The organism is Vibrio kasasachensis, assembly GCF_050337565.1.
Classification (GTDB): domain Bacteria; phylum Pseudomonadota; class Gammaproteobacteria; order Enterobacterales; family Vibrionaceae; genus Vibrio; species Vibrio kasasachensis.
Map to the genome: position 1 here is coordinate 49,925 of NZ_JAKJTB010000012.1, position 13,611 is coordinate 63,535.

Genomic DNA, 13,611 nt, shown 5'->3' on the forward strand with positions numbered 1-13,611 from the left:
GCCCCATTACACCAAGTAGTAAACTCTATTGTCCACCGATATTAGCTGCCGTTTCATTCATGTTTAATCTATAACCGACGTCAGCGTAATATTCCCTGAGTAACGATAATTACCATCCGGCCATATATGTGTTGGATAATGATAGCGACTAGATTCTATTATTGAGACCAAATCAGGTAATGAGTATTTTAGCTCTTCGCGATTTTTTACTCGCATTTCATCACTTTCCAAATCTGCGTCTGAACCTAGATAAGCCGCCGTCGCTAAGTAAAAGAACTCTATTGTTTTACAGGCATCATCACAGGTCGGATCATCATAGCTGTACAGCCCCTGTTTTTCTGCAATTAGCCACTGTCTATATAGCTCGCTTTGTTTGGCTTTTTTATCACTAAAAACAGAAGGTAAGTAAGGCTGCCACCCCGCATTTACTATCAGATGATGAATTTCCTCTTGTGACGCGTCCCGCCCCAAAACGGGTGCTGTTTCGTCAGCTGATAAATCTTGTCCAACCATTTGGTCAAGGTAAGGTTCAAAGCTCTCAAATGCTTCATCGTCAAACCCTGATTTACTCATTAACAAAGTGGCATGATTGCTTCGTAACGGTTCGATAATACTGGGTTCGTCAATCTGTCCATTTTGATCATTGTCCAACCATTGCGCCGCCACATTAGCTGCATGCTTGAGTTTATCTGTGGGTACCGATGAAGTCGCGCAAATCGTCACGATATCAAAAACTTGTGCTTTCTGAGTAAAGATATTGCCCGGACACCCCTCTACAGGTGAGTCTACCGGAGAAAACTCTCCGGCTGTCGATAATGCACTTACAAAAAACAACAAACCTATACGATATTTCATTTTTTACCCTAAACCGGTGTGTATTTTCAGCAAATACTATAACCCAGATTAAAAAACTAATTGTATCAATAGGTCATTAATTGTCAGCGATAACAATAATTTCACTGTACTAAGAAGGCATTGTTATCGAAATTTGTTTTGTAATTTAGAAAAATCTATAGGGCAGCGATTAAAGGCGCATTTTACAGTTAATATCCAAGATAGCGGTTCTTATGATATTGCATTGGCTAATTTGCTCTGGTTACGGACGGATTTTGCTAAATTAGCAATTAATAAATTAAATTAATATGGAAGTGTCGCTTTGCTTGCTATCTAGTATTGAGCATGCAGCAACTAGAGCGTGTAGAGTGGTTCACTACACGCTCGTTCCTTCCTGTATAGAATGATGTAATGTTGAGTTCCGTTATGAGGTATTAAACCACTTCGCCAGCCTCATCCTCTTCAACAATGTCCTTATCTAAGCTCGCTTCCTCCAACCATTGTTGCAATGAAGCACTTGCTAATACCTTTTGTTGATACGCTGTCGCACCCTCAGACAGCTCAATCCCGTAGGTTAGGAAACGCAGCGCGACAGGTGCGTACATGGCATCGGCAATTGACCATTCACCAAACAGCCAACCATCTGGGTACTGCTCTTCTTGCTCCGACCAAATAGCGTCGATACGCGCGATATCCTTCAGTGCACCATCACTTAAATCAACCTTTCTGCGAGCGCGAATATTCATTGGCAGTTCATTTCTTAAATCGAAAAAACCGGAGTGCATTTCAGCTGAAATCGCACGAGCTTTAGCTCTCTCAGCCGCATCACTAGGCCATGCTTTTCCTTGTAGATGTTGTTCATTTACGTACTCCAAAATCGCGAGCGAGTCCCATACTGTTATGCCGTGATGCACCAAGGTTGGCACTTTGGCTGTTGGTGTGATGCTCTTTAAAGTTTTATAGAAATCTTCAGTAAATAGCTTTAGCTTGGTGACTTCCACGTCCAAATTATATTGAGAGAAGATTAGCCACGCGCGAAGTGACCAGCTTGAGTAGTTTTGGTTGCCAATAAAGAGTTGCATTGAAGCCTCCATGCTGTTTGTGTTGTGATTAACTATACTCGTCATACTTAAAGTTGCAGCGTTGCTGGCTGTGTTCGTGCGCCCTAATCACATAGTTCACCTATGCTCAGGTGACTTTCTTACTTGCCGCCTACCTGCATCTTCAAGTTAATTGGGTATAAGGTTTGAAATCACAATATCTGATTGTTTTCTGTTGGACTAACGGATAGTTTTGATGGAATACTTCAACAAAAACGATAGATGGATTTTTTGATATGGATATCGATGCGCTACGCAGCTTTCTTGCTTTTGTGGAAACTGGCAGCTTTACTCGTGCCGCCAAGCAAATCAACCGCACCCAATCCGCGTTTAGTGCTCAAATGCGTAAGTTGGAAGATGAACTTAGCATTAGTTTGTTTGAAAAAGACGGTCGCAACCTCGTATTGAGTGAGGCAGGATTGGCATTGCGTTCCCATGCCGAGCAGTTAGTCAGCTTACATAATCAAGCACTCAAACAAGTCAAACGATATGAGAATAAACGCCCTTTGCGCTTGGGGTGTCCAGAAGATTACAACGACAACATCTTACCGAATGTTATTCGTGTATTACAGCAAGCCGAGCCTACCTGTTCCATCCACGTATTTAGTGAACCCAGCATCAACCTGAGAGAAAAGCTTGATGAAGGAAAGCTGGACGCTGCCATCGTTACTCGTGCTCCGGGCAGTGAAGAGGGTTACTGGCTTACCAGCGACAAAGGCGTGTGGATCAGCCATCCAGATTTTAAAATAGGTGAGTCCCAACCTTTGCCTCTCGCTTTGTTTCAAGCCGACTGTAAATACCACGCAGCCGCTATTGATTGCTTAACCAAACGAGGCACTCCTTATCAATTGCTGGCTTGTTGTAATTCCGCTTCAGCACAACGCGCCATTGTTCGTTCAGGTTTGGCAATTGGTGCAATGGGAGGAATCAGTGTGACTAGCGATCTTAAGATCCTTGATGATATGCCTCCATTACCTGCGGTAGATATAGTCTTGATTACCAGCATTGAGCCTCATCCAGTGTTAGATAAGGAATGCTTAGCGCAATTGCAACAATTGATGCCAGCACTTGGCGTTTAATCTAATCGAAGAATGTAGTGGTCAATATTACTTGACCACTACAGAGGCTATCCCAGTATTTTTATACCCACTATTTTTCTTTTATTTCTGTATTGCCGTGGTCTTTGTCTAACGGAAAACAGATCTCGCCCAATATTCATAATTATTGTGGGGTATGGAAGGAGTATATGATGAACCGAATTTCCCCTTTGGCACTGATAGCGAGTTTAATCGTGAGTTCGAATGCATTGGCTGTTGAAAATGCAGATATGATCTTAACAAACGCTAACGTTTATGGTCATGAAAATGCCGATGCAATTGCAATTCGTAATGGAAATATCCTGTTTATTGGTAAAACTGCACAAGCAAAAACATATCGTAATAAAAACACTGAAGTTATCGATCTTGAACAAGCTTATGTTATGCCGGGTTTTATTGATAACCATAATCATGTATTTGAAGCTGCTTCTGAAGCCGGTGGTAACTGTGAGCTTAGTATGGACGCCTCGCTTGAAGATCAAATCCCGTACTTAAATACTTGCAGTAGAAATAGTCAGTCCAAAGGCTGGCTGATGGGTTATGGTTTTTCATTAGAAGCTATTCTCAATGAAGATAATCGCCAAACACCTCTAGAAGTGATTGACCGTATTTTCCCTGTTCGTCCAGTTGTGATCATGGAGCACACTTCGCATTCGATGTGGGTCAACTCTGCAGCGCTTGAACTTTCGGGTATTACCAAGGATACACCTGATCCTCAAGGCGGAAAGATTCTTAAAGACCCAGACAGCGGTACGCTTAACGGCATCTTATTGGATAATGCGGGCGATATATTGATGGAAATAGCGTGGAACAGTCTAGAAGATCAATTTGACCAAAGCTATGACGGCTTAATAGCCGGCCTTGAAGAATCAGCAGCATATGGCGTTACAACCATTGGTGACGGTCGCCTCTATTGGAAGCGTGGTTGGTATGAGGTGTGGAAGCAAGTGGAAAAAGAAGGCAACTTAACCGCCCGAGTTTCACTGCGCCCATGGATTTATCCTGCCGACTCCTTAGAGCCACAGTTGGCCTTCTTAAAGAAAATTCAGTCAAGTGATACATCAAGCCTGCTACTGGTCGATCAGGTAAAAATGTACAGCGATGGTATTACGATCAATGGCACAGCGAAAACGCTAGCACCGTATTTAGAAACTTACCTACCAGACGAGCCTTACGGCATTAATTATATTCCACCTAGCCAAATGAAAACTTGGTTGAAAGCATTGGATAGAGTCGGTTATGGCGCACATATTCATGCTATTGGAGACGGTGCTGTTCGTGAATCGCTCAACGCGGTTGAACATGCTCGTAGAAATGGTTCGATTAAGCCGTACACGCTGACCCATGTTGAGCTTGTAGATCCAGAAGATGTGAATCGCTTTGCTAAGTTGAATGTTACAGCGGATTTTCAAGTGGGTTCTGAGTATGTTGTTGAGCATGATCATTCATGGGCTAAGCTTTTTCTAGGAGTAAAGAGAGCTCAGGCATTGATGAACCTTAAAGCTATCTTTGATACGGGGGCAAATCTAACATTAAGTAGCGACTGGAATGTCCATGAGTTAAATCCGCTTGTTGGCATCGCGAACAGTGTAAGAATGGGGAACACGGGGCTGCCGAATGTAAAAGCCGCGATAGATGCATACACTATTAACGCTGCGATAAGCCTTGGGATAGAAGATATTACAGGTTCTATCGATGTGGGGAAATCCGCAGATTTTGCTATCTTAGAGCAAGATATTACCCGCTTGTCACCCAACGATATAGCAAACACTGAAATCTTAATGACGGTATTACAAGGCGATATCGTATTTGGTGCTGAAGAATAAATTTAGGTGCGGAGCCTGCTCTGCACCGTTTTTAAATAGAGTCCAATATTCTGTATAAACGCTTTAATATTGGGGTGGCAGCAAGATAATTGGTTCTTCTGGTATTCATGGTACCAACTGTTATTGCTAGTTAAACGGCATGCATTTCCCCTGACGCAAATTCCTTCTAATCACCCGAGGCACTTTCAATGGTTCCAAAGCGGATTCTCTATATTGCTGCTTAGCGTGAAATAGAGTTTCTACAAAAAATAATATTTTTCGTCTTTTTTAAATGTGATTCGTCTTATTAGGTGTAAGTAGGAACGATAAACCAATTTGGAAAAAGACAATGATTAAACTGATTAGCTTTAAAAATTGCCCATTTGTGCAACGTGTAATGGGTGCGCTTGTAACGAAGAATGTACCATTTGAAATCGAATACATAGAGTTAAGTAACAAACCACAATGGTTTCTAGATATATCTCCGAACGGTCAAGTACCCGTGTTGGTTACTGAAAATGACACAGTATTGTTTGAATCAGATGCAATTGTGGAATATTTGGATGACAAATATGCGCCGATTGAAGAGGTTTCACCTGAACAAAAAGCCTTAGACCGTGCATGGTCATATCAAGCTAGTAAACACTACATGCCACAATGTGGGACCATGGGAAGTAAAGATAAAGAGACATTTGAAACGCGTTTAGCAAACCTCTCCAAGGCATTCGAAAAAGCAGAAAGTAAGCTCGGTGAATCACTATTTTTCAAAGGAGATTATATATCTAATGTTGATATTGCATGGCTTCCATTGCTACACCGTGCTGCAGTAATTAAAGATCAATCTGGGTTTGATATGTTGAATCAGTTTCCAAAAGTTCAAAGGTGGCAAGCTGCTCTTATAAAGTCAGGTCTTGCCGACAAAACGGTACCACAAGATTTTGTATCTACTTTCAGCGGCTTTTACTTAAAAAACACATACCTCGCAAGTTTAATGAACGGTGATGACTCGGAGTGTAAAACTAATGGTTGCTCAGCATCATCTAGCTCGTGTTGTGATTAACACAAAGCGCGGTTGTTAGTAGAGTGACATTGCCTAGATGATGCACAGTTACTCAGAGTAAGATCCGTATTCTACTTGAGACCTAACTCTGGGTAACTGTCTAGAACTCTCGATATCCTAGCATTTGAAGCTTATATCTCTCGCGCTGACTTAAGCGAAAAAAGAGATTTGGTCTTTTACTACTGTGAACAGCGTAAAGAAAAACCAATGTTCACAATGATTAATGAACTTACTAGCAATACCAAATTGAAGGTAAATTGTGTGCTTAATTTGCCGCTTCTATGGTGCCTTTGAAGGTGGTGTTTAAGAAGTCGTTAATCTCTTGAGAGTGATAAATCGAGACAATTTTTTCAAATACTTCTTTGTTTTTCTCTTCAGCTCGTGAGGCAACAACCATTACGGCTAAAGGCGCGTCTTTTGGCTCCAAGTAAATACCTTGTTTCTTAGGATCTAGCCCAGAAGACATGACGTAGTTCATAGTAATTGCCGCAGCATCTACATCATCAAGTGTGCGTGGCAGTTGAGCTGCATCGACTTCGACAAATTGAATATTCTTTGGGTTGGTGACAATATCTTTCAAAGAAGCACTAAAGCCAACGTTTTCTTTCAACGAAATCAATCCGGCGTCTTCTAGCAGTAATAGCCCACGACCACCATTGGTTGGATCGTTTGGAATCGCAATTCGAGCATGCTCAGGGAGAGCATCAAGCGTCGTGTACTTGTTCGAGTAAACACCCATGCGCATCAAAATCGAACGACCAATAGAGACTAACTCACTGTTGTGATTGTCGTTAAAATTGTCGAGAAATGGCTGGTGCTGGTAGCTATTCAGGTCGATGCTTCCATCGCTTAGCGCGGCGTTAGGGGTGATATAGTCTGAGAACTCAACCACTTGAATGTTGATTCCTTGCTTTGCCGCTTCTTTGGCAACTGCCTCTACAACTTGTGCGTGTGGACCAACCGTAGCGCCAATTTTAATCACCGATTCGTCTTTTTTTCCACATCCTGTTATGCCGAATACGAGTGCTAATGCCACAAGTGACGTTGTGAATTGTTTATAGCTTTTCATAATAACTCCATTTAAATAACAAAAGACAATCGGAAGTCTAGACGTCCATATTATCAATTAACATAATTTGGTCAATAGGTTTGTTAGAAGTGAAGTCAAATGGATGTTATGGCTAGGTAGAATTTAGTCGCAGCAAACTAAGGTCACGACAAGCTCGTTATATCGTTTAGCTCTAAACGGCTAGTTTTGATTTATTAGCCATAATTAGCTAAATTTGCATTATTAGCCACAATTGGCTAAATTAAAGCCTGCGTTCGAAAAGGAGCTTTGATATGGAGCCTAACTATAAACCCATCGCAGTGATCAGCGGCGATATTGTCAACTCGACAAAACTAACTTCTGAACAATTTGAACAACTACTTCAACGAATTAAAGATATTCAAAAGTGGATCACTAACAGCAATCCATTAAATGCGCATAGTATTGAACGTGGTGATGAGTTTCAGACCGTGGTGCATGATATTGAATGTGCTCTGAGATACACCCTCATTTATCGGATTGGCATTAAAGCACTTGGAAAAGAGTTTGATAGCCGCATTAGCTTTGCGATAGCTTCTAATACTGAACTGCGTGAATTGGTCGCTGAATCAATGGGTGAAGCCTTTGTACTTTCTGGGCGAGGGTTAAAAACCATGAAAGGCAGTCGGTTATTTTTTAATGCTGACCGTACCGAACTCACCGAATACTTTGACTTACTCATTAAGTACCTCGATAGACAAATAACGGAATTAACCTCACGTCAATGTGAAGTGATGCTTCCGATGCTTCGAACAAATGAAGGTTTGTCGGTTAATGAGTTAGCAGAAAAACTCGATGTTGCTGCTGCAACGGTGAGCAAATCACTTAAAGCTTCTGGTTGGGCGCTAGTCAGTGAGCTAAATTGGCGATTCATAAAACAAATTGCGGGTTTAAAGCATGGTTGATTTTATCGGTGTTCTAATATTATTCCTGTTGATGCACATTATTTGTGATTTTTACCTTCAACCCAATCGATGGGTAGATGCAAAGCAAAAGGGCACTTACCGTTCACCTGAATTATATTTACACTCACTTTTACACGGTCTCGCGATACTCGTTGCTGCGATAGCGTTAGGCATTGATTGGCGCTTAACTTCTTATCTCGTCGCTATTGTCGTGGTCAGCCATTTTGTGATCGATCTGTGGAAGGTAACGGTATCGAATGGTGATCAGTTCGCCTACTTTGTTATTGACCAAGCATTACATGTATCAGTATTAGCGGTTATCGCTTTTTATATAACAGAGGGTGTGACGATTAGCGCCGTTCTGCAGCATGAGAAGTTCTCGGATGGTATTATGGTGGTTTTTGGCTACTTGCTCATTCTCAAGCCAACTTCAATTGTCATTGGCAGCGTCTTAAGAAAGTATCCAATATCTGGAACAGAGGATAATACTAGCACGAATGGTCTTATCGCTGGTGGCGAGCTGATCGGTTACTTAGAGCGAGTGTTAATATTGACGTTTACGCTCTTGGGGAGTTATGCCGCGGTGGGTTTTGTATTGGCCGCTAAGTCTATATTTAGATTTGGTGATTTGAATAAATCAGACGACCGTAGTATGACAGAGTATGTGTTGATTGGTTCGTTGCTATCAGTGGTGGTGACAACAATGATAGGGACCTTACTGTCTCTTGGCTTAGATGTGGTAATTAAGTGATCAAAAAGCCACGGATTAATGTACCAGCCATCTTAAATCTCAGTGAGCTGTAAGATAGCTGGTTTGTTCTAGCTCTTATATTGCGATACGAAGTAATGGTTCGTTTCAACCATTCACTACACTACGTTTTGTTTGTCTTTGAATCGTCCACGTTGCAATCAGGAGCCATCCAATAGCCTGAAGCCATAATTGTGTATAGTGTGGCGCTACTTGCTGCCAACTTGCGCCCATTTGGTTCAACGCTAAAAAGCCTTGGATACCAGCGGTACTCGGGAATAGGTTGGCACACCATACGATCACTGAAGGGATAGATTCAGTTGGCCAGATAAATCCGGCACTAAATACCAACGGCATCGAGCTGATTAATACTAATAGGGTGACCAGTTCACGTCTTGGTAGTATCGCGCCAAGCCAAATACCTATCGCACAAGATGAAAGTAAAAATGGCAGTAACATGGTTAGCAATTCGGAGGCATGAGCGATTTGGTTTATGCCATGAAAAGTAAAACTGGCACCAAAATAGTACATGCTAAGAATGTAATAAATCCCAACCAATACTAAGCTGCGCACGGTAACCAATTTGGTTGCAGAAACTTGGCTCCAGTAACCTCTACCGTGTTTTTGAGTGCCACCCATCAAACCTGCTGCCATCGCTAAGGTTTGTTGAAGGATTAGCACAAACACCGCGGGAACTACATAGTCAACATAGCCCATACGTGGGTTGAACGTAGGCTTCATATTGAGTTGTGTTGGCGCGTATTGTTTCATCGCCTGTCCTATTGGTGCTCCTTCAACGATCAGTTTACTTATCGTTGTCTTTGCTGCCAACGTGCCTCCTGCTTGCGCTAAGCCTTCGACAATCGTGCCATATACAAGGAAATAAGAGGCATCACCCGCGTAGGCAAGAGTAGGGCTTTTTCCCAGTAATAGATCTTTATAGAAATGCTCAGGAATGACTAATATGCCGCTAATTTTTCCATCGAGAAACGCTTCTTTTGCCGCTGCAATGGATGAATCTCGCTGTACTACTCGTACTTGTGGTGTGGCATCAACCATTCTCTCTAGCTGATAACTGGTTTGGCTTTTATCTAAGTTAACCACGCTCACTGTTTGTTCGCGAGGGGTTTGATGGCTATACGGCAATGGGTATAGAAACGAGTAGAATACAACGCCACCAAAAACCGTGAGTATTACCACTGGGTTGGTTAATAGCGCTTTTAGTTCGGCTTTAATTAATTCGAACAGGTTCATAATGTTTGTTCCTGTTTGAGGTGTTTTTCCGCCAGTAGTAGCATCAAAACAAACGGTAATATATACCCGAGCATAGGGATGAGTTCTTGGATTGACGTTGTCCAATCGGCACCGTAGCTCACTTGGCTTACTTGCAACTCGATGTAGTGGCTGATAGGTAACAAACTACGCCAAAATTGCGCGAGGCTGCTCATATCGTTTACTGGAAAAGTGATACCCATAAAGGCGAAGCTTGGTGCGGTAAATGCACCTGCAAAACTCATTGCTCTGGCTGGGTCTAAAGTCATGAAAAAGAAAAAACCACCCATAATCATGCAGGCTATGCTTGTCGCGAATTGTGCGATAACTAATGTGAGCAAGCTGCCATTCATTGGCCATTCGAAACCCAAATAGAACCAACAAAGAAACGCGAAGCCTTGTAGCATGAATACAGATAAGTAAGGCGCAAGAGTTGTAACGATACTTTTTGCAGGTTGTGTTTCTAGCCAAGCTTGTAACTTACGATGACGATGATTCGCCGCCAAAATCAAAATGGTGCTGACAACAACCACTATTTGCCACAGCGCCGGGATTATCGCTGAAACTAAAAACTGCGCGTAGTTGCTGTTTTTATTAAACAATGGCGTGACTTGGGTGCGAATTGGCACTGCTTTTCCCATCGCACTGCTTAAGGTTTGATTGCCATGAGAAAGGTTGGCAATGGTTCCTATTTGCGCATTGAAGGTACCTTGTGCTTGCACAAATGCTGAGTTGATTACCTTACCAATCAAAATAGTTTGGCTATTGTAAAACACAGAGACTTGGGGCATCAGACCTTTGTAAACATCTTCTTCAAAGTTGGCAGGTATCACCGCGTAAGCGTAGATATCACTTTGAATGAGCGCTTGCTCGGCTTGCTGTACACTTTGTAATTGCTGGGTAACTACCATTGATGATGTCGCATCATAGTAACGTGACAAGGTGCGTGACATTTCACTATGTGAAAGGTCGACGACACCAATGGGAACATCCCGAGCAATACCTTGTGAAAATACCCCCCAGATTGAGAGGGCTAGCACAATAGGCAACCAAGTAAGACAAGAGAGTAACCATCTATCTCGTCTTATGATTTGCCATTGGCTTATTGGGTGTTCGCCTGGTTGCATTACAGTTCAACCACCAAGCTCATGCCCATGCGTAATTCGCTTTCTTTGCTTACCGGTCTTGCTTCTACTTCGAAGGTGCGCAGATCAAAACCTTGTGAGGCATCGGTAGAGCGCCAAGTAGCAAAATCACCCATAACCGCAACATGCGTTACTTTGAATTCCACGTTCTTATCTAGAGCGGGCAGGTAAGCGGTGAATGTCGCGTCTTTTTTGAAGTGTTTTAACCAATCTTCGCGTACATTTAAAACCGCCCATGAATCTTGTCTGTCAACAACAGTGACAACAGGGAAGCCTTGTGGCGCGAGTTCTCCGCTTTGCAGCAGGACTTGAGACACTTCACCATCAAACCAACTTTTTATCTGTGTATCTGCCGCGAAAGCTTCAACTTCGGCGACTGCGCCCGCTGCCATGCGTGCTTTTTCAGCTGCAGCAAGTTTGGTTTCAGAACGGGCACCTTCTTTTGCCATTTGGTACATTTGGAAGGCTGCGCTTTCGGTGTATTTAGCCGCTTGCCATTGTGTTTGGGTTTCATCGCGTTTTTGTTCTGCAACCACGCCATCTTTATAGAGGTTGTTGACGCGAAGGAAGGTTTTTTCCATTAAGTCAGCCGCTGCTTTGGCTTTTTGCCATTGATCTTTCGCAGCTTGGATTTGCTGTGTACGAGCACCTTTTTCCGCTTCTTTAGCTAGTGCATCGGCTGCTTTTTCACCGGCCTTAGCTTGCTCTAATTTAGCTTCAATTTCAGGGCTGTGTATGGTGAAGACCAATTGATTAAGTTCAACCTGATCACCCTTGCGTACTAATACTTGATCAATTCGTCCGGCGACTTTGGAGGAAATACTGTATTGCTGAGATTCAATTTGTCCTTGTAAGTGGACAGGCTTCGGTTGATAGGCTTGATAGAAGCTGTATCCAACCCAAGAGATAAGCGCAATTGCCGCAGCTGATAATATGAGAGTCTTTTTGTTATTCACTTTTATTCCTTACAAGCTGTGCGTTGCAATTGCATTGTGTTGATATTGAGCAAAGCTATTCATTTGGTTGGATAGTGCTAAAAGCTTGGCAAGCGATATTAGGTAGTTAAAGCTTGCTGCAGCGCGTTGTGTGTGAATGCTGGCTAAGTACAACTGAGCGTCAACGACATCAGTTGAAGTGGATAGCCCTTGAGAGAATGCTTTTTCTCGCAGTATTAGGTTTTCTTTGGCGAGCTCGATACTTGATTCAAGCCCCGTCACTTCTTCTTGCGCTTGTTGCGCTTCAAGATAGGTCTTTTTAACTAATACTGATAAATCTTGTTTGGCTTGTGCTTTGAGGTATTGCACCTGACTTACTGCACTATGAGCTGCTCGGACTTGCTCACTGCGCCCACTGTTATCAATGAGCGGTACGCTCACACCAACACCAACCATCCAGTCTGGTTTCATTTCGCTGGCTAGTGAGTCGTCTTCATGTAGGCTGTAATCGCCGTAGAGATAAACTTCAGGGTAGTACTTACCTTGCTCTGCTTGAATTAAGCTCTTGGCTTGCTTCTCTTTGGCATCAAGCAGATCTAGACCGGGATAGGTGCTTAAGGTCTGATCAACAAATGCACTAAGTGGAGGTAAGTTTTGATTAATGAACAGTTGCCCCCTAGGTTCAACCGGGGTGTTTTGGTTGAGGATTTCGCTTAATGCAGATTGAGCGATCTCTAAGGTTTTTTGCGATTTTTTCCGCTCCACGATGGCTTTGTCGAGAGCTGCTTCAGCCTGAAGGCGTTCTACTCGTGCAATTTGCCCTTGCTGCTCTAGTTTAACGGCATTGTCATTATGCTTACTTAAACCTTGTTCGACCAGTTCGCGTGTGTGAACCACTTCTTGTGCAAGAACAACACTAAAGTAATATTTACTGAGATCTTCAAAGCGGGCTTGGGTTTCCATTGCCAGTTGGCTTTGTGCTTCGTCGGTTCTACCTTCAGCTGCACTTTGCGCAGCACTAATTCGACCGCCAGTAAATATCGGCCATATTGCACGGATAGAAGAAGTGAAAATGTCACGTTCTGAGATAGTGGATGTGGCTGATGCTAACCCATGCATTAATCCAGGTAACGCTGGTCCGAGGATAGGCGCTAGAGCGGGTCCAAGAGAAGACAATGATCCATTAGTGCTGTCTAGTAATTGCTTGCCTGAAACCGTCACATCTTGGTCTAAGCGAGTGTAGTTCGCGCCAATGGTTACTTTCGGCAGGTTTAGGTCGTCAGTGGCATCTTGTAGATGTTGATATCGCGCTAGATTCGCACGTTGAGCCGCGATGGAGTTGTTGTCTTGTTGAAGAAGTAGCCAAGCTTCGTCAAAACTGATTGCAGCACTGTGCGCAAAAGGAGACATCACGATACAACCTAAAAGTATCGAAAGTGGACGCAGTTTCATTGAGATTCACTTAGGAAAATAAAATAGAGTATATACTCTATAAAAATCATGAGCAAACAATCGCCTCAATGAACGAAAATCGACTTAAGGCAAATGATATGTCTATATTTTTAAGATTGTGATTAAACTTTTGTGCATCATGTTGAGTACTGGTTTAGTATTAGATTGCTA

General features: G+C 42.7%; 12 protein-coding genes. 5 read left to right on the forward strand and 7 right to left on the reverse strand.

From position 1 onward, the window contains the following. Positions 1-63: 63 nt before the first annotated feature. Entirely contained in the window at positions 64-855 is a 792-nt protein-coding gene (locus tag L4C38_RS09060; RefSeq protein WP_428797227.1) for a hypothetical protein, read from the reverse strand. A gap of 413 nt (positions 856-1,268) precedes the next feature. After that, the gene (locus L4C38_RS09065; RefSeq protein ID WP_428797228.1) at positions 1,269-1,916 is read right to left on the reverse strand and encodes a glutathione S-transferase family protein; all 648 of its coding nucleotides are present in this window, start codon (positions 1,914-1,916) and stop codon (positions 1,269-1,271) included. Positions 1,917-2,170: 254 nt separating this feature from the next. Here L4C38_RS09065 and L4C38_RS09070 point away from each other — a divergent pair, with 254 nt between their 5' ends. From L4C38_RS09070 to L4C38_RS09080, 3 genes are all read left to right on the forward strand, one after another. Continuing rightward, a complete protein-coding gene (locus L4C38_RS09070; RefSeq protein ID WP_428797229.1) occupies positions 2,171-3,013 on the forward strand; it encodes a LysR family transcriptional regulator in 843 nt (280 codons plus the stop codon). A 170-nt stretch (positions 3,014-3,183) separates the two neighbouring features. After that, positions 3,184-4,857 (forward strand): amidohydrolase, encoded by a 1,674-nt coding sequence (locus L4C38_RS09075; RefSeq protein ID WP_428797533.1) that lies wholly within the window; start codon positions 3,184-3,186, stop codon positions 4,855-4,857. Positions 4,858-5,185: 328 nt separating this feature from the next. Further along, a complete protein-coding gene (locus L4C38_RS09080; RefSeq protein ID WP_428797230.1) occupies positions 5,186-5,896 on the forward strand; it encodes a glutathione S-transferase family protein in 711 nt (236 codons plus the stop codon). 265 nt (positions 5,897-6,161) lie between these two features. Here L4C38_RS09080 and L4C38_RS09085 read toward each other — a convergent pair whose 3' ends face one another. Next, positions 6,162-6,965 (reverse strand): MetQ/NlpA family ABC transporter substrate-binding protein, encoded by an 804-nt coding sequence (locus L4C38_RS09085; RefSeq protein ID WP_428797231.1) that lies wholly within the window; start codon positions 6,963-6,965, stop codon positions 6,162-6,164. 272 nt (positions 6,966-7,237) lie between these two features. Between L4C38_RS09085 and L4C38_RS09090 the strand changes: the two genes are divergently transcribed. Both L4C38_RS09090 and L4C38_RS09095 read left to right on the forward strand, forming a co-directional pair. Next, on the forward strand, positions 7,238-7,888 hold the full coding sequence (locus L4C38_RS09090) for a hypothetical protein (protein WP_428797232.1): 651 nt from the start codon (positions 7,238-7,240) through the stop codon (positions 7,886-7,888). Continuing rightward, positions 7,881-8,639 carry a DUF3307 domain-containing protein gene (locus L4C38_RS09095; protein ID WP_428797233.1) on the forward strand — a complete coding sequence of 253 codons (759 nt, stop codon included), beginning with the start codon at positions 7,881-7,883 and terminating at the stop codon, positions 8,637-8,639. Before L4C38_RS09090 ends, L4C38_RS09095 begins: the two co-directional genes overlap by 8 nt. 105 nt (positions 8,640-8,744) lie before the next feature. Here the strand turns inward: L4C38_RS09095 and L4C38_RS09100 are convergent, their stop codons facing one another. From L4C38_RS09100 to L4C38_RS09115, 4 genes are read right to left on the reverse strand one after another with little or no spacing between them, the layout of a single operon-like run. Next, positions 8,745-9,890, reverse strand: a complete 1,146-nt coding sequence (locus L4C38_RS09100) for an ABC transporter permease (protein WP_428797234.1) — start codon at positions 9,888-9,890, stop codon at positions 8,745-8,747. Further along, positions 9,887-11,035, reverse strand: a complete 1,149-nt coding sequence (locus L4C38_RS09105) for an ABC transporter permease (protein WP_428797235.1) — start codon at positions 11,033-11,035, stop codon at positions 9,887-9,889. Before L4C38_RS09105 ends, L4C38_RS09100 begins: the two co-directional genes overlap by 4 nt. Further along, positions 11,035-12,009, reverse strand: a complete 975-nt coding sequence (locus L4C38_RS09110; RefSeq protein ID WP_428797236.1) for an HlyD family secretion protein — start codon at positions 12,007-12,009, stop codon at positions 11,035-11,037. Before L4C38_RS09110 ends, L4C38_RS09105 begins: the two co-directional genes overlap by 1 nt. Positions 12,010-12,018: 9 nt before the next feature. After that, positions 12,019-13,440, reverse strand: coding sequence for a TolC family protein (locus L4C38_RS09115; RefSeq protein ID WP_428797237.1), 1,422 nt, complete (start codon positions 13,438-13,440; stop codon positions 12,019-12,021). Positions 13,441-13,611 lie beyond the last annotated feature (171 nt).